The following is an 18,809-nucleotide window of genomic DNA, read 5'->3' as shown; positions in this document are numbered from 1 at the left end:
AACGGGGAAAAACAATCTATGGTAGTCACAGGGTTTTGGTAGTTTTGTATATTTGAGTTTGTTAACATTCTGCTAAATTATCGTGGGCTTTCCGCCCGGATAAGGGAGATATGATGAAGCAGGCATTACGAGTAGCATTTGGTTTTTTAATGCTGTGGGCGGCGGTGCTGCACGCAGAAGTACGTATCGAGATCACCCAGGGGGTGGACTCGGCGCGCCCTATCGGCGTGGTACCGTTCCAGTGGGCCGGCCAGGGCGCTGCGCCGGAAGATGTCGGTGGTATCGTGGCAGCTGACCTGCGCAACAGCGGTAAATTCAATCCGCTGGATCGCTCTCGTCTGCCGCAGCAGCCGACCAGTGCCCAGGAAGTGCAGCCTGCTGCCTGGTCTGCGCTGGGTATTGACGCGGTAGTCGTCGGCCAGGTCACGCAAAATCCGGATGGTTCTTATCAGGTTGCGTATCAACTGGTGGACACCGGCGGAGCGCCGGGCACAACGCTGGCGCAAGGTTCTTTTAAAGTCACTAAGCAGTACCTGCGCTATGCGGCGCACGCGGCCAGCGACGCGGTATTTGAGAAGCTGACCGGCATCAAGGGCGCCTTCCGTACCCGTATCGCCTACGTGGTGCAGAAAAACGGCGGCCAGTACCCTTACGAACTGCGCGTGTCCGACTACGATGGTTACAACCAGTTCCTGGTTCACCGTTCCTCCCAGCCGCTGATGTCCCCGGCCTGGTCTCCGGACGGTTCTAAACTGGCCTACGTTACCTTTGAAAGCGGTCGTTCTGCGCTGGTGGTTCAGACCCTGGCGAACGCCTCTGTGCGTCAGATCGCCTCCTTCCCGCAGCACAACGGCGCCCCGGCGTTCTCACCGGATGGTTCTAAACTGGCGTTCGCGCTGTCGAAAACCGGTAGCCTGAACCTGTACGTAATGGATCTGGGATCCGGTCAGATTCGTCAGGTGACCAACGGTCGCAGCAACAACACCGAACCAAGCTGGTTCCCGGACAGCCAGAATCTGGCCTTCACTTCTGACCAGGCAGGTCGTCCGCAGGTATATAAAGTCAACATTAATGGCGGCACGCCGCAGCGTATCACCTGGGAAGGTTCTCAGAACCAGGACGCCGACGTGAGCGCGGATGGTAAAACCATGGTAATGGTCAGCTCGGCCGGCGGTCAGCAGCACATTGCCAAACAAGATCTGGAAACGGGTGGTGTACAGGTTCTGTCATCAACGTTTTTAGACGAAACGCCAAGTCTGGCACCTAACGGCACTATGGTAATCTACAGCTCTTCTCAGGGGATGGGATCCGTGCTGAATCTGGTTTCTACAGATGGGCGTTTCAAAGCGCGTCTTCCGGCAACTGATGGACAGGTAAAATCGCCTGCCTGGTCGCCGTATCTGTGATAATAAATAATTGATTATTAAAGGAATCAAAGAAATGCAACTGAACAAAGTGCTGAAAGGGCTGATGATCGCTCTGCCGGTTATGGCAATCGCGGCATGTTCTTCTAACAAGAACGCCAGCAACGACCAGAGCGGTGAAGGCATGCTGGGTGCCGGCACTGGTATGGACGCTAACGGTAACGGCGGCAACATGTCTTCTGAAGAGCAAGCTCGTCTGCAGATGCAGCAGCTGCAGCAGAACAACATCGTTTACTTCGATCTCGACAAGTACGATATCCGTTCTGACTTCGCTGCTATGCTGGACGCGCACGCTAACTTCCTGCGCAGCAACCCGTCCTACAAAGTGACTGTAGAAGGTCACGCGGATGAGCGCGGTACGCCGGAATACAACATCGCTCTGGGTGAGCGTCGTGCTAACGCCGTTAAGATGTATCTGCAGGGCAAAGGTGTTTCTGCCGATCAGATCTCCATCGTTTCTTACGGTAAAGAAAAACCAGCAGTACTGGGTCATGACGAAGCGGCATATGCCAAAAACCGTCGCGCCGTACTGGTTTACTAAGAGAATTGCATGAGCAGTAACTTCAGACATCATTTATTGAGTCTGTCGTTACTGGTTGGCATAGCGGCCCCCTGGGCCGCTTTTGCTCAGGCGCCAATCAGTAGTGTCGGCTCAGGCTCGGTCGAAGACCGCGTCACTCAACTCGAGCGTATTTCCAATGCTCACAGCCAGCTTTTAACCCAACTCCAGCAACAACTCTCTGATAACCAGACTGACATTGATTCTCTCCGCGGGCAGATCCAGGAGAACCAGTACCAGCTGAATCAGATCGTTGAGCGCCAGAAACAGATTCTGCTGCAGATAGATAGTTTGAGCAGCGGTGGCGGCGCAGCATCAGGTGCGCAGGCTCCGTCGTCTTCTGGCGATCAGAGCGCGGCTGCCACCAGCGCAGCGCCAGCGGCCACCTCAGGCGCCCCGGCGATGACCGGCGATGCGAACACCGATTATAATGCCGCTATTGCCCTGGTGAAGGATGCCTCACGCCAGGATGACGCGATGGTGGCGTTTCAAAACTTCGTCAAAAAGTACCCGGATTCAACCTACCAGCCAAACGCTAACTACTGGCTCGGGCAGTTGAACTACAATAAGGGGAGAAAAGACGACGCGGCGTTTTACTTCGCTTCGGTGGTGAAGAACTACCCGAAATCGCCAAAAGCGCCTGACGCGATGTTTAAAGTCGGCGTGATCATGCAGGACAAAGGTGATACCGCGAAAGCGAAAGCGGTTTACCAGCAGGTGATCAATAAATTCCCCGGCACCGACGGTGCGAAACAAGCGCAAAAACGACTTAATGCTCTTGGTTGATTACGGCATGACCAGAAATCGCGTTATTTCTGGTCTTGTCGCCTGAATCGCCAGCAGTTAAGTGATCTTTATCGAAATTTTAGTTGCGCTGAATTCTGAAATCAGTAATATATGCCGCCGTTGCCAAGGGATATCAAACAAACCCAAAGCAATGCCAGAGTGGGTCGTTAGCTCAGTTGGTAGAGCAGTTGACTTTTAATCAATTGGTCGCAGGTTCGAATCCTGCACGACCCACCAATCGTTCTGGTGGAACGCGATAGTAAAACGTGAAGGATAACGTTGCGTCAGCAACGGCCCGTAGGGCGAGGCGAAGCCGAGTCATCCTGCACGACCCACCGCTTAGTAGTATCCAGCGTAGTATCGGGTGATTAGCTCAGCTGGGAGAGCACCTCCCTTACAAGGAGGGGGTCGGCGGTTCGATCCCGTCATCACCCACCACCGGGTCGTTAGCTCAGTTGGTAGAGCAGTTGACTTTTAATCAATTGGTCGCAGGTTCGAATCCTGCACGACCCACCATTATAATGATGGGGTCGGTGGAGGCAGTATCAGTAGTATCCAGCGCAGTTTCGGGTGATTAGCTCAGCTGGGAGAGCACCTCCCTTACAAGGAGGGGGTCGGCGGTTCGATCCCGTCATCACCCACCACTCGGGTCGTTAGCTCAGTTGGTAGAGCAGTTGACTTTTAATCAATTGGTCGCAGGTTCGAATCCTGCACGACCCACCAATTTCAGCATTTAACTCAGATGCTGAACGTGAAGGATAACGTTGCGTCAGCAACGGCCCGAAGGGCGAGGCAAAGCCGAGTCATCCTGCACGACCTACCAATTTCTGAATTGGTGTCGAGTGAAATTATTCAGGTAGCACCAGAGCGGGTCGTTAGCTCAGTTGGTAGAGCAGTTGACTTTTAATCAATTGGTCGCAGGTTCGAATCCTGCACGACCCACCAATTTCAGCATTTAACTCAGATGCTGAACGTGAAGGATAACGTTGCGACAGCAACGGCCCGAAGGGCGAGGCGAAGTCGAGTCATCCTGCACGACCCACCATCCTGAATGATGGCAGCAGTAAAATCCCGCAAGGGGTCGTTAGCTCAGTTGGTAGAGCAGTTGACTTTTAATCAATTGGTCGCAGGTTCGAATCCTGCACGACCCACCAATGTAAAAAGGCGCCCTAAAGGCGCCTTTTTGCTATGCGCAGAACTCAACGATTCGAACCTGCAGCAGGTTCGGGTCGAACGTAGTGAGACAACGGAGCCGCTTGCGGCGACGGCCCGCAGGGCGAGGCGAAGCCGAGTCATCCTGCGCGACCCACCAATGTAAAAAGGCGCCCTAAAGGCGCCTTTTTACTATCTGCATTTCCCTGCCACTCATCAATGTTAATACTTTCTTAATTCATCATTTTCCCACGGTCACGCTGCGCTTATCGTGCCTGCACAGGATACGAACCGGTCGTTCGGGCAGATGCGCAGCACCGTCCCCGGGAAAAGGGTCTGATGTACAAAATTCATCACGACTTTTAGCTCGTAATCGGCTATCTTGTTTAGCATATAAAACACCATGACCGTGTTAAGCCGCCGAAAGGCCATACTGACGGTTGTAGAGTTAAGCCAGTAAAACGAGATTGCATGATGAGCGTAATGTTTGATCCTGAAACGGCGATTTATCCTTTCCCTGCTAAACCGCAGCCGCTGACCGTCGACGAAAAGCAGTTTTACCGCGAAAAAATCAAGCGCCTGCTGCGCGAGCGCGATGCCGTGATGGTGGCGCATTACTACACCGATCCTGAAATTCAACAGCTGGCGGAAGAGACCGGCGGCTGTATCGCCGACTCGCTGGAGATGGCGCGCTTTGGCGCCCGCCATTCGGCCTCCACGCTGCTGGTCGCCGGGGTGCGTTTTATGGGGGAAACCGCCAAAATCCTCAGCCCGGAAAAGACCATTTTGATGCCGACCCTGAACGCCGAGTGTTCATTGGATCTGGGCTGTCCGATTGAGGAATTCAACGCCTTTTGCGACGCCCATCCTGACCGCACCGTAGTGGTCTATGCCAATACGTCCGCCGCGGTGAAGGCCCGCGCCGACTGGGTGGTGACCTCCAGCATCGCCGTGGAACTCATTGACCATCTGGATAGTCTTGGTCAAAAGATCCTCTGGGCGCCGGACCGCCACCTTGGGCGCTACGTTCAGCGTCAGACCGGCGCAGACGTGCTGTGCTGGCAGGGGGCGTGCATCGTGCACGACGAGTTTAAAACCCAGGCGTTGATGCGGATGAAGGCTCTGCATCCCGAAGCCGCCGTGCTGGTCCATCCCGAGTCGCCGCAGGCGATCGTTGAGATGGCCGATGCCGTAGGCTCCACCAGCCAGCTGATTGCGGCGGCGAAAAGCCTGCCCCAGCGCCAGCTGATCGTGGCCACCGATCGCGGTATTTTCTATAAAATGCAGCAGGCGGTGCCGGAGAAAACGCTGCTGGAAGCGCCCACCGCCGGCGAAGGGGCGACCTGCCGCAGCTGCGCGCATTGTCCGTGGATGGCGATGAATGGCCTGAAAGCTATTGCCGAGGGTCTCGAGCAGGGCGGCGCTGAACATGAAATCCATGTCGACGAAGCGCTGCGAACCGGCGCATTAATTCCCCTTAACCGGATGCTGGATTTTGCGGCTACACTACGGGGATAACCTATTGTCGCGTCGCCAGACGCTGAGGGGAGGAAATGGATTTTTTTAGCACGCAGAATATTTTAGTACATATACCCATCGGCGCTGGGGGGTACGATCTCTCCTGGATAGAGGCCGTGGGGACGATTGCCGGGCTGTTGTGTATCTGGCTGGCGAGCCTGGAGAAGATCAGTAACTATGCTTTCGGGCTGGTCAACGTCACGCTGTTCGCCATCATCTTCTTTCAGATCCAGCTGTACGCCAGCCTGCTGCTGCAGCTGTTCTTTTTTGCCGCAAACGTTTATGGCTGGTATGCATGGTCGCGACAAAGCAGCAACCATGAGGCTGAGCTGCAGATCCGCTGGCTGCCGCGCAGCAAAGCGCTGGGCTGGCTGGCGGCCTGCGTGGTAGCGATCGGCTTGCTGACCCTGTTTATCAACCCGTTCTTTGCTTTCCTGACGCGGATTGCGGTCAGCCTGATGCAAGCGCTCGGTTTGCAGGTCACTATGCCGGAACTGCAGCCGGATGCTTTCCCGTTCTGGGACTCCTGTATGACGGTGCTGTCGGTGGTGGCGATGATCTTAATGACCCGCAAGTATGTTGAAAACTGGCTGCTGTGGGTGATCGTCAACGTGATAAGCGTGGTGATTTTTGCCCGTCAGGGCGTCTATGCCATGTCGCTGGAATACCTCTTGCTGACGTTCATTGCGTTGAACGGCAGCCGGATGTGGATAAACAGCGCGCGTGAGCGAGGTTCTCACGCGTTTTCTGGCTAATGGTGGTGGTGATGATCGTGCCCGGCGTGCATCGTGTTGAGATGGCACTCCGGGCCGCTGCAGGGCTGGTACTCCATCTGCACCGTGGCATGCGCAATTTCATATTTATGTTCCAGGAAATGCAGGATGCGGTTGAGTAACGCGTCATGGTCGTGCGGTGGAACGACCTGTACATGGAGCGTCATCACCGGTTTTTCCCCCACCAGCCAGACGTGGACGTGGTGAACATCGCGTACCTCTGGGATAGAGCGACGGATATCCCGCTGCAGGGCCGCCACATCCAGCGAACGCGGCGCGCCTTCCAGCAATTCATTCAGACTCTCTTTCAGTAAGCGCCAGGCACTACGTAATACCAGGCAGGAAACCAGCACGGAAAGAATCGGGTCGACAGGCGTCCAGCCGGTGGTGAGGATCACCACGGCCGCCACGATCGCGCCGACCGAGCCCAGCAGGTCGCCAAGCACGTGTAGCGCTGCGGCGCGTACGTTAAGATTCCGCTCCTCGCTACCCCGATGTAGAATCCAAAACGCCAGCACGTTGGCCAGCAGACCGGCGACTGCAATGACCATCATCGTCACGCCGGCTACCGGCTGCGGATGCTGGAAGCGCTGAATCGCCTCCCAGACAATCAGCATGGTGATCACCATCAGAGCAATAGCATTGAGAAACGCCGCCAGGGTGGTTAAACGCAACCAGCCAAAGGTATGGCGGGCATTTGGTGGGCGGCTGGCGAAGCGAACCGCCAGCAGCGCAAACAGCAGAGCGGCGGAGTCGGTGAGCATATGGCCGGCATCCGCCAGCAGGGCCAGCGAGCCGGAGATCGCGCCGCCGACGGCTTCAATCAGCATAAAGCCGGCGGTGACGATAAACGCCCATAGCAGCCGGCGGGCGTTGCTGTTATCCGGAGCCTGGACAGAGGAGTGCGAATGCGAGTGCGCCATAGTGTCGTCCCTTAATAGTTATCATTATTACGCTATGACATCATAAACAGAGAGCGATAAAAAACGAAGAAAAGGCGAGACCGGCTCGCCTTTTCTTCGATCTGCCCACCTCATGTGTTACTGGGTGGTGCCGTCGGTTTTGCTGTTGTCTTGGGTCGTATTGCCGCCGTTGTCCAGTTTTTTACCGGTGTCCGGACAGCGGCCGTCTTTACACATCGAGTTTTTATGTACCTCATCGCTCGACATATTATCCTGGGTCATCGTCGAGCCCGTGGTGCCCCCAGAGCCAGAGTTGATCTGACTATTGTCCACGTTGTTCGGGGCCACGTTCTCACGGGCATCCGGCGCCACCTGACCGGCATCCGCGGAAGAGTTGGCCTGGCCATTATTGGACTGGGCGCCGGTGTCTGCCGCCAGGGCCGCGCCGCTGGCAAGACCTAAGGTGGCGGTGAGCAAAAGGGTCGTCAGTTTTTTCATATTCATCGGATACTCCTGTTGAGCCGGGAAGGGGAAATGCGCTTCCCGCGGTGAGTGTGCCAGGGATCTGACTCGCTATGGTTTAAGACTCCGCAGACGATCGCAGTGTCACTATATAATCCTGAAACGTAAGACTTAATTAGCTTTAACAGTTAAATATTGTAGTTCATGAGCCTGGTTTCGCTACTTTATGGCGTATTTTTGCCTATTTCCAGGATTATTCCATCACTACTGTAAAATCATGTTTACACTATTTCAGCGAAGAGATAGATTGGAGGGATTGCATTTCATTGAATAAGTATGGCAACGCTGGAAAGAAGATGAATTATCAGAACGACGATTTACGCATTAAAGAGATCAACGAATTATTACCTCCCGTTGCGCTCCTGGAAAAATTCCCTGCTACCGAAAATGCTGCAAACACCGTTGCACATGCTCGCAAAGCGATTCATCAGATCCTCAAAGGCGACGATGACCGTCTGCTGGTGGTGATTGGGCCTTGTTCTATTCACGATCCGGCAGCGGCGAAAGAGTATGCCGCCCGCCTGCTGACCCTGCGCGAGGCGCTGAAGGGCGAGCTCGAGATCGTCATGCGGGTCTATTTTGAAAAACCGCGCACCACCGTCGGCTGGAAAGGGCTCATCAACGATCCCCATATGGATAACAGCTTCCGCATCAACGACGGGTTGCGCATCGCGCGCAAACTGCTGCTGGACATTAACGACAGCGGCCTGCCGGCGGCTGGGGAATTCCTCGATATGATCACCCCGCAGTATGTCGCCGATCTGATGAGCTGGGGCGCCATTGGCGCGCGAACCACCGAATCCCAGGTGCACCGTGAGCTCGCCTCCGGACTCTCCTGCCCGGTGGGCTTTAAAAACGGTACCGATGGCACCATCAAGGTGGCTATCGATGCGATTAACGCCGCCGGCGCGCCGCACTGTTTCCTGTCGGTCACCAAGTGGGGCCACTCCGCCATCGTGAATACCAGCGGTAACGGCGACTGCCATATTATTTTGCGCGGCGGCAAAGAGCCTAACTACAGCGCGAAGCACGTGGCGGAGGTGAAAATCGGTCTGGCGAAAGCGGGTCTTCCGGCCCAGGTGATGATCGACTTCAGCCATGCCAACTCCAGCAAGCAGTTCAAGAAGCAGATGGAAGTGGGCGCCGACGTATGCCAGCAGATCGCCGGCGGCGAGCGCGCCATTATGGGCGTGATGATTGAAAGCCATCTGGTGGAAGGCAACCAGAGCCTCGAGAGCGGTGAACCGCTGACCTACGGCAAGAGCGTCACCGACGCCTGCATCGGCTGGGAGGATACCGAAACGATCCTGCGTCAGCTGGCGGAAGCGGTGAAAACCCGCCGCGGCTAAGCTACTCCGCGCTAGCGCAGGTCATAAAAAAAGCGTGGAGATTTCCACGCTTTTTTGTTCTCACCAGGAGAAATTACTTCGCTTTACCCTGGTTGGCGACGGCAGCAGCTTTCGCCGCGATCTCTTCCGCGTTACCCAGATAGTAATGTTTGATCGGCTTGAAGTTTTCATCGAACTCATATACCAGCGGTACGCCGGTCGGGATGTTCAGTTCGAGGATCTCGTCTTCGCCCATGTTGTCGAGGTATTTCACCAGCGCGCGCAGGGAGTTACCGTGAGCGGCGATGATCACGCGCTCACCGCTTTTCAGGCGCGGCAGAATGGTTTCGTTCCAGTAAGGCACGACGCGGTCGATGGTCAGCGCCAGGCTTTCAGTGGTCGGCAGTTCGGCGTCGGTCAGTTTTGCATAGCGCGGATCGTGGCCCGGGTAGCGCTCGTCGTCTTTGGTCAGCTCCGGCGGAGTGACAGCGAAGCCGCGACGCCACTGTTTAACCTGCTCGTCACCATATTTCTCAGCGGTTTCCGCTTTGTTCAGGCCCTGCAGCGCGCCGTAATGACGCTCGTTCAGCTTCCAGGATTTCTCAACCGGCAGCCAGGCCTGATCCAGTTCGTCCAGCACGTTCCACAGGGTGTGGATGGCACGTTTCAGCACGGAGGTATAAGCAAAATCAAAGCTGAAGCCTTCAGCCTTCAGCAGTTTACCCGCTGCTTTCGCTTCGCTAACGCCTTTCTCGGACAGATCCACGTCGTACCAACCGGTGAAGCGGTTTTCGTTGTTCCACTGGCTTTCGCCATGACGAACCAGTACCAGCTTAGTTACAGCCATTCTCTCACTCCTCTCTACACGCCATCCCTCGCGCCGCGAACGGTGCGCTGAATGTGATGGTGTATGTGTTATTGATTGATAACTATTCTCATTATATTGCCGTGATTTGGCGCACGGCAATGCTTATCCCTAACCATAGCGAAAATAGTGGCGCAGTGTAAGGTGCTTGTAATACACAGGTTATTTTTTTGTCCTTTGGTGACGGAAAATAGAGCAGGTTGCTGAAAAAAGAGGCGGCAGAGAGGAGGGCGGGGACGAAAAGCAGCGCCCCCTGATGGAGGGCGCTGGCGATTATCGGGCGATAAACTGATATTCCGTCAGGCTGACGTACTCCTGGCCCGGACGTAATACACAGTCCGGCTGCGGCCATTGCGGATGGTTCGGCGAATCCGGCAGGAATTCGCTCTCCAGCGCCAGTCCCTGCCAGTCGGCGTAGGGCTCCGTCGTCTGCGACGGGGTGCCGCCGAGATAGTTGCCGGAGTAAAACTGCAGCGCCGGAGCGGAGGTATAGACCGTCATCTGCAGCTTGCCATCCTGCGACCAGACCTGTGCCGCAGGCTGGCTGGCGTCGCCTTTGGCATCCAGCAGGAAGGCATGATCGTATCCCTTCACCTTTTGCTGATCGGCATCCGCGAGGAAGTCGGCGGCGATGGTTTTCGGCTGGCGGAAATCAAAGCTGGTGTTAGCAACATCTTTCAGTTCGCCATCCGGGATACCGTCGCTTTCCACCGGCAGATACCTCTGGGCGAGGATCTGGAGCTGATGCTGGCGCACATCGCCCTGCTCACCGTCGAGGTTGAAATAGACGTGATTGGTCATATTCACCGGGCAGGGTTGGTCCACGGTGGCGCGATAGGTAATCGCGATGCGGTTATCGTCGGTCAGACGATAGTGCGCGGTGGCCTGCAGGGTACCCGGAAAGCCTTGATCGCCATCGGGCGAGGTCAGGGCGAACAGCACTTCCTGCTCGTCGGCGCGGACAATGCGCCAGCGGCGCTTATCAAACCCTTCCGGGCCGCCGTGGAGCTGGTGGCCCGCGTCGTTTGACGGCGTGACGTTGACGACCTGGCCGTCAAGCGGGAAGCGGCTGTGGCCGATACGGTTGGCGTAGCGGCCTACCGAGGCGCCAAGAAATGCGGCCTGGCGAGCATAGTCTTCCAACTTTGCGCAGCCCAGCAGCGGTCGGCGCAGGCTGCCATCGGCCAACGGCACCTCGGCGCTGAGCAGCGTCGCGCCCCAGTCCGCCACGGTGACGGTCATCCCCGACTTATTGCGCAGGGTCACCTGCTGCCATGGCTGACCGTCCGGGGCCAGCGCGGTGGTTTGCGTTAGCATTGCCCGGCCCCCTGTGACGGTTTGCAGACATAGAATGTCTCTTTAATACCGGTTTTCGCTTCATACTCGTTGGCAACGGCCTGCTGAACGGTATCGACCAGTTCTTCCGGGATTAACGCTACCACGCAGCCGCCAAAGCCGCCGCCGGTCATGCGCACGCCGCCCTTATCGCCGATCGCGGCCTTAACGATCTCCACCAGGGTGTCGATCTGCGGGACGGTGATCTCGAAATCATCACGCATCGAGGCGTGGGACTCTGCCATCAGCTCACCCATCCGCTTCAGGTCGCCTTTTTCGAGGGCGCTGGCGGCTTCCACAGTGCGGGCATTCTCCGTCAGCACATGGCGTACGCGCTTCGCGACCACCGGATCCAGCTCATGGGCGACGGCGTTAAATTGCTCAAGGGTGACATCGCGCAGGGCGGGCTGCTGGAAGAAGCGCGCGCCGGTTTCGCACTGTTCACGACGGGTGTTGTACTCGCTGCCGACGAGGGTACGCTTAAAGTTGCTGTTGATGATCACCACCGCCACGCCTTTCGGCATCGAGACGGCTTTGGTGCCCAGCGAACGGCAGTCGATCAGCAGCGCGTGGTCTTTTTTGCCCAGCGCTGAAATCAGCTGATCCATGATGCCGCAGTTGCAGCCGACGAACTGGTTTTCCGCCTCTTGGCCGTTGAGGGCGATTTGCGCGCCATCCAGCGGCAGATGATACAGCTGTTGGAACACGGTGCCGACGGCGACTTCCAGCGAGGCTGATGAGCTTAACCCCGCACCCTGCGGTACATTGCCGCTGATCACCAGATCCGCGCCGCCAAAGTGGCTGTTCCGCTGCTGCAGATGCTTTACCACGCCGCGGACATAGTTCGACCACTGCTGGGTGTCGTGGCTGATAATCGGCGCGTCGAGAGAGAACTCATCGGTCTGATTGTCGTAATCGGCGGCAATCACCCGCACGGTACGATCGTCGCGCGGCGCACAGCTGATCACCGTCTGGTAGTCGATAGCGCAGGGCAGCACAAAACCGTCGTTGTAATCGGTATGCTCGCCGATCAGGTTGACGCGGCCTGGCGCTTGAATGACATGGCTGGCCGGGTAGCCGAAGGCGTCAGCGAACAGGGTTTGGGTTTTCTCTTTCAGACTCATCATTACACTCCGGATTCACGAAAATGGACGTCGCTGACGGCGCGCAGTCGTTCGGCAGCTTGCTCGGCGGTCAGATCGCGCTGAGTTTCGGCCAGCATCTCATAACCAACCATAAACTTGCGGACCGTCGCGGAGCGCAGCAGCGGCGGATAAAAGTGGGCATGAAGCTGCCAGTGGTTATGGTCTTCGTCGTTAAACGGCGCGCCGTGCCAGCCCATGGAGTAGGGGAATGAGCACTGGAACAGGTTGTCGTAACGGCTGGTCAGCTTTTTCAACGCCAGCGCCAGATCGCTGCGCTGGGCGTCGGTGAGATCGGTTATGCGCTGCACGTGCGCTTTCGGCAACAGCAGCGTTTCGAACGGCCAGGCGGCCCAGTAGGGCACCACCGCCAGCCAGTGCTCGGTGTCCACCACCGTGCGGCTGCCGTCGGCCAGTTCGCGCTGCACATAGTCCAGCAGCATCGGCTGGCCCTGTGCGGCGTAATACTCTTTCTGCAGACGGTCTTCCCGTTCCGCTTCATTGGGCAGGAAACTGTTTGCCCACACCTGACCATGCGGGTGAGGGTTGGAGCAGCCCATCGCTGCCCCTTTGTTTTCAAAAACCTGCACCCACGGGTAGCTTTTCCCGAGGTCCGCGGTCTGTTCCTGCCACGTTTTAACCACGTCTTCCAGCGCTTCAAGGCTCAGTTCCGGCAGCGTTTTGCTGTGGTCTGGCGAGAAGCAGATCACCCGACTGGTGCCGCGGGCGCTCTGGCAGCGCATCAGCGGATCGTCACTCTCCGGTGCGTCCGGGGTGTCGGTCATCAGGGCCGCAAAGTCGTTGGTAAATACGTAGGTACCGGTGTAATTCGGGTTGGTGTCGCCGGTCACCCGGGTGTTGCCCGGGCACAGGAAACAGTCCGGATCGTGGGCCGGCAAGGTCTGTTTTGCCGGCGTTTCCTGCGCCCCCTGCCAGGGGCGCTTGGCGCGATGCGGAGAAACCAGAATCCACTGTCCGGTTAACGGGTTATAACGACGATGTGGATGGTCAACGGGGTTAAATACGCTCATGAAGGTTCCTTAGTCTGGATAACCCTGCGGATGACGGGACTGCCAGTGCCAGGTGTCCTGCGCCATTTCGTCCAGGTTGCGCGTTACGCGCCAGTTCAGCTCGCGGTCGGCCTTGGCAGCATCCGCCCAGTAGGCCGGGAGGTCGCCATCGCGGCGCGGCGCGAAATGGTAGTTAATGGGTTTGCCGCAGGCCTTGCTGAAAGCATTGACTACGTCGAGCACGCTGCTGCCGACGCCGGCGCCAAGGTTGTAGATATGCACCCCGGCTTTGTCAGCCAGTTTTTCCATGGCCGCGACGTGGCCATCGGCGAGGTCCATCACATGGATGTAATCGCGCACGCCGGTACCATCTTCGGTCGGATAGTCGTTACCAAAAATGGCCAGCGATTCGCGACGGCCAACGGCGACCTGGGCGATGTAGGGCATCAGGTTGTTCGGGATCCCCTGCGGGTCTTCCCCCATGTCGCCCGACGGGTGGGCGCCGACCGGGTTGAAGTAGCGCAGCAGGGCAATGCTCCACTCCGGCTGGGCTTTCTGCAGGTCGGTCAGGATCTGCTCCACCATCAGCTTGCTTTTGCCGTAGGGGCTTTGCGGGGTGCCGGTCGGGAAGCTTTCGACATACGGGATTTTCGGCTGATCGCCGTAGACGGTAGCGGAGGAGCTAAAGATAAAGTTCTTCACGCCAGCGGCGCGCATGGCAGAGACTAATTTCAGTGTGCCGGTGACGTTATTGTCGTAATATTCCAGCGGCTTGGCGACGGACTCCCCGACGGCTTTCAGCCCGGCGAAGTGGATCACCGCCTCAATGGCGTGATCGTGGAGGATCTCCGTCATCAGCGCTTCGTTACGAATATCGCCTTCAATAAAGGTGGCTTCTTTGCCGCCGAGACGTTCAATCACCGGCAGTACGCTGCGCTTGCTGTTGCAGAGATTGTCGAGGATCACCACCTCGTGTCCCTGCTGCAGCAGTTGAACGCAGGTATGACTTCCAATGTAACCGCTACCACCTGTAACCAGAACTTTCATGATTCGCTCCATTCGGCTTATCGTTTGTGAGGAAGATAGCATATCAAAGAAGTGAAAAGTGTGACATAGCACAAGTTAGTGGAATCGTTTACACTCAAGGGCGAAATGATATCATTGAATATATTTTGATTTAAAAACATGTCATTATATTATTTTGGCGCTATTTTTCTCAAAAATACCAGGGATCTTTCGATCCCCGGCAGGGGGCGTCAGGCCACGGGGCCGAGCTGATAAGTGTAACCGTCTCCACTGGGAACGAACGCCAGGCGATGGGTAATACAGTCCGGGGCATCTTCCGCATGGTGCGAGACAAACAGCAGCTGTGTGGCCCCTTCGCCAATCAACACGTCGACAAAGCGGCGCACCAGCTGGCGGTTGAGGGGGTCCAGCCCCTGCAGCGGTTCATCGAGGATCAGCAGGGTTGGATGCTTCACCAGCGCGCGGACGATAAGCGCCAGCCGCTGCTGGCCCCACGACAGACTGTGAAACGGCGCGTCGGCGGTGCGCTTATCGATGCCGAGAATATCCAGCCATTGCTGCACCAGCTTATGCTGCTTGTCGGAGACCGCCTGATAAATGCCGATCGAGTCAAAATAGCCCGACAGGATGACGTTGCGGACGTTGGTGCTGACCCGGTAGTCCAGATGCAGGCTGCTGCTGACGTAGCCGATATGCTTTTTAATATCCCAGATGGTCTCACCGCTGCCGCGCCGGCGGCCAAAGAGCGTGAGATCGTTGCTGTAGCCCTGCGGATGATCCCCGGTGACCAGGCTCAGCAGCGTAGATTTACCGGCGCCGTTGGGACCGACGATCTGCCAGTGTTCGCCTGGATTCACGGTCCATGAGAGGTGATTGATGACCGGGCGATCGTTATAGGAGACCACGCCGTCGTTGAGCACGATACGCGGCGCCGAGTCTGCCAGCGCATGACGGGCCGGTGGGACATCCGGCTCCGGCAGGGTGATGCCGTCCAGTTTTTCACTGTGCGCCAGCTGGGCGACCAGCGCCTGCTGCAGCAGGGAAGACTTCTCGCCGGTCTCGCTGAGGGTGCAGTCAGCCAGCACGCCGGCGAATTGCACAAACTCCGGGATCTCATCGAAACGGTTGAGCACCAGCACCAGGGTGATGCCGGCGCTGTGCAGGTCGGCCAGCAGGGCAGCCAGCTGCTGGCGGGAGTTGACGTCGAGACCGTCGAAAGGTTCATCGAGGATCAGCAGTTGCGGATCGGTCATCAGGGCCTGACACAGCAGGGTCTTACGCGTTTCCCCGGTCGACAGGTATTTAAACCGGCGGTCCAGCAGGGCGCTGATGCCAAACTGTTCAGCCAGGCGCGCGCAGCGGGCAGGATCTTTCACCTCATCCTGGATAATCTCCGCGGTGGTGCGGCCGGTATCTTCTTCGCCTGGGCTGAGCAGGTCGGTGTTATTGCGCTGCCACTCGTCGCTGACCAGCTTCTGCAACTGTTCGAAGGAGAGGCGGGTCACGCGGGAGAAATGGCTTTCGCGCTGGCCGCTGAGCAGGGGCAGGTCGCCGGCCAGGGCTCGCGCGAGGGCGGATTTGCCGCTGCCGTTGCTGCCGACGAACGCCCAGCTTTCACCCGCCGCCACGCTCAGGTGGTCTATTTTTAAGGTCTTTGTATCGCTCAGGCGAAACGTGCCTTGCGAAATTTGCAATGATGACATGATGTATCCCATTTTTTGCAGCGATGTGCATCAGGGATACGACTTCAGGCGCGTAATGTCAATGGGGTCAGCATAACGTCGCGAGAATGATGCGATCGGCATTGAAGTAAGCGATCGCCTCCGTTCCTTCCGCCAGGCCAGCGGCCTGCGCCTGTGGCAGGGTGGCGCACAGGGTTTGACCGTCCGCCAGGGTCATCAGTACTTCGCACTGTCCGGACCCGCATTCGATATGACTGATACGTCCCGACAGCTGGTTATCGGCCTGGCGGGCTGCTGCGGGATCGAGGGTGATGCCGACCCATGGCGCTTTGAGCAGGACCAGCACCTCCTGGCCCTCATCGAGTCCCAGCTTCTCAGCGCTTTGGGCGGTGATGGCGACGTTCAGGCGGGTTTTTCCGTCAGCCAACAGTACTTCCACGTGCTGCTGCACCTGCTGGCGATCGCGGCCGGTAATGGTGCCGAACCACTGGTTGCGGGCGCTGGTCTGCAGGGAAAAGCGCGAGATGGCCGCCAGCAGGCTATCCAGCGGCAGGGCATCGTCATCGCTGAGTACATCAAACGCTTTCTGCTGGATCTGCGCCAGCAGATCGTACAGCTGGATCAGACGCTGCCCGTAGCGGGTCAGCACCGCGCCGCCGCCGCCCTTTCCTCCGGTGGCGCGATCCACCAGCGGTTGTTCGCTGAGCTGGTTCATCTCATTGATGGCATCCCAAGCGCTCTTATAGCTGATACCCGCATGCTTCGCCCCCTGGCTTATCGAACCGGTCTGGTCAATCTGTTTGAGCAGGGCGATCCGCCGCGGATCGGCAAACAGGCGCTGCTGTAGCTTAAGGGTGAGAAGAATTTCGGCCTGCATAATCGTTTCCTGACAAAAAAGGGTATTGTGACCGATAGTCGCCCACTTGCAAAACCTCTCTGCGCGGTTGGTCATTACCCACCGCACAAATGGGACGTGTTTTTTCGGCTGAAATCGTTACAATCAGGAAATCATACTATCTGGAGTGAACCATGTTAGAGCTTTTGAAAAGTCTGGTTTTTGCGGTCATCATGGTACCGGTGGTGATGGCGGTCATCCTGGGACTGATTTACGGTCTTGGCGAAGTGTTCAACCTCTTCTCCGGCGTAGGCCACAAAGATCGCAGCCAGCAAAATCACTGATTTCCCGGCGCCCGGTTTAACCGGGCGCTGTGCTATTTCCCTCCTGTATCATTTCCCTTCGTTTTATTGTCCTGTGTCACTATAAAAACGCTTCGCATATCGTTATATTATCGACTACATAACGCATTGACAGGAGAGTAAGATGGCAGGTTCTTGGTTACGCGGGGTTGTCGGGGTATCACTCACGCTGTGCGTCGCGGGTCAGGCGCTGGCGGCAGAGGGTAAAGTGACCGTTTTCGCCGCCGCATCGTTAACCAACGCGATGCAGGATATTGCCCAGGCGTACAAGAAAGAAAAAAACGTCGAGGTCGTGTCGTCGTTTGCCTCGTCTTCGACGCTGGCGCGGCAGATAGAAGCGGGTGCGCCAGCGGACCTGTTTATCTCCGCCGATCAGAAATGGATGGATTACGCGGCAGATAAAAAGGCCATCGATCCGGCAACCCGCGCCACTCTGCTTGGCAACAGCCTGGTAGTGGTCGCGCCGAAAGCCAGTGCGCAGGGGGCGATAACCATTGATGAGAAAACCGACTGGACCAGCCTGCTGAAAGGAGGCCGTCTGGCGGTGGGCGATCCACAGCATGTCCCGGCCGGTATCTATGCCAAAGAGGCACTGCAGAAACTCGGTGCCTGGGAGACGTTGTCGCCGAAGCTCGCCCCGGCTGAAGACGTGCGCGGTGCGCTGGCGCTGGTGGAGCGCAACGAAGCGCCGCTGGGGATTGTCTATGGCTCCGATGCCGTGGCCAGCAAGGGGGTGAAAGTGGTCGGCACCTTCCCGGAAGCCTCGCATCAGAAAGTCGAGTACCCGCTGGCGATTGTCGATGGGCACCGCAATGCGGCTGTGAGCGCCTTCTATGACTACCTGAAAGGGCCGGAAGCGTCCGCTATCTTTAAACGTTACGGATTTACCACCCGCTGATGTTTCTGAGCGAACCCGAATGGCAGGCGGTGCTGCTGAGCCTGAAAGTCTCCTCCCTGGCGGTGGCCTTGAGCCTGCCCTTTGGCATCTTTTTTTCCTGGCTGCTGGTCCGGCGCACCTTTCCCGGCAAGGCCCTGCTCGACAGTATTCTCCATCTGCCGCTGGTGCTGCCTCCGGTGGTGGTGGGGTACCTGCTGCTGGTGGCCATGGGGCGGCGCGGGTTTATTGGCAGCTGGCTGTATGACTGGTTCGGCATCAGCTTTGCTTTTAGCTGGCGCGGGGCGGTGCTGGCGGCGGCGGTGATGTCTTTCCCGCTGATGGTGCGCGCCATTCGCCTGGCGCTGGAAGGGGTGGACGTCAAACTGGAGCAAGCGGCGAGAACCCTCGGGGCCAGCCGCTGGCGGGTATTTTTGACCATTACGTTGCCGTTGACTCTGCCGGGAATTATTGTCGGCACGGTGCTGGCCTTCGCCCGCTCGTTAGGGGAGTTTGGCGCGACCATCACGTTCGTTTCCAATATTCCCGGTGAAACGCGCACCCTCCCTTCGGCTATGTACACCTTGATTCAAACCCCGGGCGGGGAGGGGGCGGCGGCCCGCCTCTGCCTCGTCGCCATCGGTCTGGCGCTGGTTTCGCTGCTGATTTCGGAATGGCTGGCCCGCGTGAGCCGCCAGCGCATGGGAGGATAAT

At 57.5% G+C, this 18,809-nt stretch carries 19 protein-coding genes, 7 tRNA genes and 1 other RNA gene; 17 read left to right on the top strand and 10 right to left on the bottom strand.

Annotated elements, in window-relative coordinates; all coding sequences use genetic code 11:
* The first annotated feature begins 113 nt into the window (after window positions 1–113).
* The 11 genes from tolB to OHJ17_RS17625 all read left to right on the top strand — a co-directional run bounded on the left by tolB (window position 114) and on the right by OHJ17_RS17625 (window position 4,081).
* Window positions 114–1,406 carry a Tol-Pal system beta propeller repeat protein TolB gene (gene tolB / locus OHJ17_RS17675; protein WP_002895066.1) on the top strand — a complete coding sequence of 431 codons (1,293 nt, stop codon included), beginning with the start codon at window positions 114–116 and terminating at the stop codon, window positions 1,404–1,406.
* A gap of 34 nt (window positions 1,407–1,440) precedes the next feature.
* Window positions 1,441–1,965, top strand: a complete 525-nt coding sequence (gene pal / locus OHJ17_RS17670; RefSeq protein WP_002895068.1) for a peptidoglycan-associated lipoprotein Pal — start codon at window positions 1,441–1,443, stop codon at window positions 1,963–1,965.
* Between the two features lie 9 nt (window positions 1,966–1,974).
* Window positions 1,975–2,769 carry a cell division protein CpoB gene (gene cpoB / locus OHJ17_RS17665; RefSeq protein ID WP_002895071.1) on the top strand — a complete coding sequence of 265 codons (795 nt, stop codon included), beginning with the start codon at window positions 1,975–1,977 and terminating at the stop codon, window positions 2,767–2,769.
* A 161-nt stretch (window positions 2,770–2,930) separates the two neighbouring features.
* A tRNA-Lys gene (locus OHJ17_RS17660) sits at window positions 2,931–3,006 on the top strand.
* A gap of 125 nt (window positions 3,007–3,131) precedes the next feature.
* A tRNA-Val gene (locus tag OHJ17_RS17655) sits at window positions 3,132–3,207 on the top strand.
* Window positions 3,208–3,209: 2 nt separating this feature from the next.
* Window positions 3,210–3,285, top strand: a tRNA-Lys gene (locus OHJ17_RS17650).
* A gap of 52 nt (window positions 3,286–3,337) precedes the next feature.
* A tRNA-Val gene (locus OHJ17_RS17645) sits at window positions 3,338–3,413 on the top strand.
* A 3-nt stretch (window positions 3,414–3,416) separates the two neighbouring features.
* Window positions 3,417–3,492: transfer RNA gene (locus OHJ17_RS17640), tRNA-Lys, on the top strand.
* Between the two features lie 146 nt (window positions 3,493–3,638).
* A tRNA-Lys gene (locus OHJ17_RS17635) sits at window positions 3,639–3,714 on the top strand.
* 133 nt (window positions 3,715–3,847) lie between these two features.
* Window positions 3,848–3,923: transfer RNA gene (locus tag OHJ17_RS17630), tRNA-Lys, on the top strand.
* A 22-nt stretch (window positions 3,924–3,945) separates the two neighbouring features.
* Window positions 3,946–4,081, top strand: a non-coding RNA gene (locus OHJ17_RS17625) — RtT sRNA.
* A 95-nt stretch (window positions 4,082–4,176) separates the two neighbouring features.
* Here OHJ17_RS17625 and OHJ17_RS17620 read toward each other — a convergent pair.
* Window positions 4,177–4,326, bottom strand: coding sequence for a hypothetical protein (locus OHJ17_RS17620; RefSeq protein WP_032424328.1), 150 nt, complete (start codon window positions 4,324–4,326; stop codon window positions 4,177–4,179).
* Between the two features lie 69 nt (window positions 4,327–4,395).
* Here OHJ17_RS17620 and nadA point away from each other — a divergent pair, with 69 nt between their 5' ends.
* Together nadA and pnuC are read left to right on the top strand one after the other, a co-directional pair.
* Window positions 4,396–5,439: a quinolinate synthase NadA gene (nadA, locus tag OHJ17_RS17615; RefSeq protein ID WP_002895074.1), complete on the top strand. Its 1,044-nt coding sequence runs from the start codon at window positions 4,396–4,398 to the stop codon at window positions 5,437–5,439.
* A gap of 35 nt (window positions 5,440–5,474) precedes the next feature.
* Complete coding sequence (gene pnuC, locus OHJ17_RS17610; protein WP_004151689.1) at window positions 5,475–6,194, top strand: nicotinamide riboside transporter PnuC; 720 nt, start codon at window positions 5,475–5,477, stop codon at window positions 6,192–6,194.
* Here pnuC and zitB read toward each other — a convergent pair.
* Together zitB and OHJ17_RS17600 are read right to left on the bottom strand one after the other, a co-directional pair.
* Window positions 6,191–7,135 (bottom strand): CDF family zinc transporter ZitB, encoded by a 945-nt coding sequence (gene zitB, locus OHJ17_RS17605; RefSeq protein WP_032432817.1) that lies wholly within the window; start codon window positions 7,133–7,135, stop codon window positions 6,191–6,193. The two genes, pnuC and zitB, sit on opposite strands and share 4 nt — an antisense overlap.
* 117 nt (window positions 7,136–7,252) lie before the next feature.
* Entirely contained in the window at window positions 7,253–7,618 is a 366-nt protein-coding gene (locus OHJ17_RS17600) for a YbgS-like family protein (protein ID WP_002895084.1), read from the bottom strand.
* A 314-nt stretch (window positions 7,619–7,932) separates the two neighbouring features.
* Here OHJ17_RS17600 and aroG point away from each other — a divergent pair, with 314 nt between their 5' ends.
* Complete coding sequence (aroG, locus tag OHJ17_RS17595) at window positions 7,933–8,985, top strand: 3-deoxy-7-phosphoheptulonate synthase AroG (RefSeq protein WP_002895086.1); 1,053 nt, start codon at window positions 7,933–7,935, stop codon at window positions 8,983–8,985.
* 73 nt (window positions 8,986–9,058) lie between these two features.
* Here aroG and gpmA read toward each other — a convergent pair whose 3' ends face one another.
* From gpmA to modE, 7 genes are all read right to left on the bottom strand, one after another.
* Window positions 9,059–9,811 (bottom strand): 2,3-diphosphoglycerate-dependent phosphoglycerate mutase, encoded by a 753-nt coding sequence (gene gpmA, locus OHJ17_RS17590; RefSeq protein WP_002895089.1) that lies wholly within the window; start codon window positions 9,809–9,811, stop codon window positions 9,059–9,061.
* Window positions 9,812–10,102: 291 nt separating this feature from the next.
* A complete protein-coding gene (gene galM / locus OHJ17_RS17585; RefSeq protein ID WP_023284862.1) occupies window positions 10,103–11,146 on the bottom strand; it encodes a galactose-1-epimerase in 1,044 nt (347 codons plus the stop codon).
* Window positions 11,140–12,288, bottom strand: coding sequence for a galactokinase (galK, locus tag OHJ17_RS17580; protein ID WP_004176842.1), 1,149 nt, complete (start codon window positions 12,286–12,288; stop codon window positions 11,140–11,142). The genes galM and galK overlap by 7 nt, the downstream gene beginning before the upstream one ends.
* Window positions 12,289–12,290: 2 nt before the next feature.
* Window positions 12,291–13,337 carry a galactose-1-phosphate uridylyltransferase gene (galT, locus tag OHJ17_RS17575; protein WP_002895147.1) on the bottom strand — a complete coding sequence of 349 codons (1,047 nt, stop codon included), beginning with the start codon at window positions 13,335–13,337 and terminating at the stop codon, window positions 12,291–12,293.
* Window positions 13,338–13,346: 9 nt separating this feature from the next.
* A complete protein-coding gene (gene galE, locus OHJ17_RS17570) occupies window positions 13,347–14,363 on the bottom strand; it encodes a UDP-glucose 4-epimerase GalE (RefSeq protein ID WP_002895150.1) in 1,017 nt (338 codons plus the stop codon).
* Between the two features lie 209 nt (window positions 14,364–14,572).
* Window positions 14,573–16,045 carry a molybdate ABC transporter ATP-binding protein ModF gene (gene modF / locus OHJ17_RS17565; protein ID WP_002895152.1) on the bottom strand — a complete coding sequence of 491 codons (1,473 nt, stop codon included), beginning with the start codon at window positions 16,043–16,045 and terminating at the stop codon, window positions 14,573–14,575.
* 67 nt (window positions 16,046–16,112) lie between these two features.
* Window positions 16,113–16,901, bottom strand: a complete 789-nt coding sequence (gene modE, locus OHJ17_RS17560; protein WP_002895154.1) for a molybdenum-dependent transcriptional regulator — start codon at window positions 16,899–16,901, stop codon at window positions 16,113–16,115.
* A gap of 152 nt (window positions 16,902–17,053) precedes the next feature.
* Between modE and OHJ17_RS17555 the strand changes: the two genes are divergently transcribed.
* From OHJ17_RS17555 to modB, 3 genes are all read left to right on the top strand, one after another.
* Complete coding sequence (locus OHJ17_RS17555; protein ID WP_002895156.1) at window positions 17,054–17,203, top strand: AcrZ family multidrug efflux pump-associated protein; 150 nt, start codon at window positions 17,054–17,056, stop codon at window positions 17,201–17,203.
* A 142-nt stretch (window positions 17,204–17,345) separates the two neighbouring features.
* Window positions 17,346–18,119, top strand: a complete 774-nt coding sequence (gene modA, locus OHJ17_RS17550; protein ID WP_004176834.1) for a molybdate ABC transporter substrate-binding protein — start codon at window positions 17,346–17,348, stop codon at window positions 18,117–18,119.
* Window positions 18,119–18,808: a molybdate ABC transporter permease subunit gene (modB, locus tag OHJ17_RS17545; RefSeq protein WP_019705950.1), complete on the top strand. Its 690-nt coding sequence runs from the start codon at window positions 18,119–18,121 to the stop codon at window positions 18,806–18,808. The genes modA and modB overlap by 1 nt, the downstream gene beginning before the upstream one ends.
* The last annotated feature ends 1 nt before the right edge of the window (window position 18,809 follow it).

The sequence above is a fragment of the Klebsiella sp. KP20-425-1 genome, from assembly GCF_025813515.1.
Classification (GTDB): Bacteria; Pseudomonadota; Gammaproteobacteria; order Enterobacterales; family Enterobacteriaceae; genus Klebsiella; species Klebsiella pneumoniae.
This window is presented reverse-complemented; position numbering and strand designations above follow the sequence as displayed.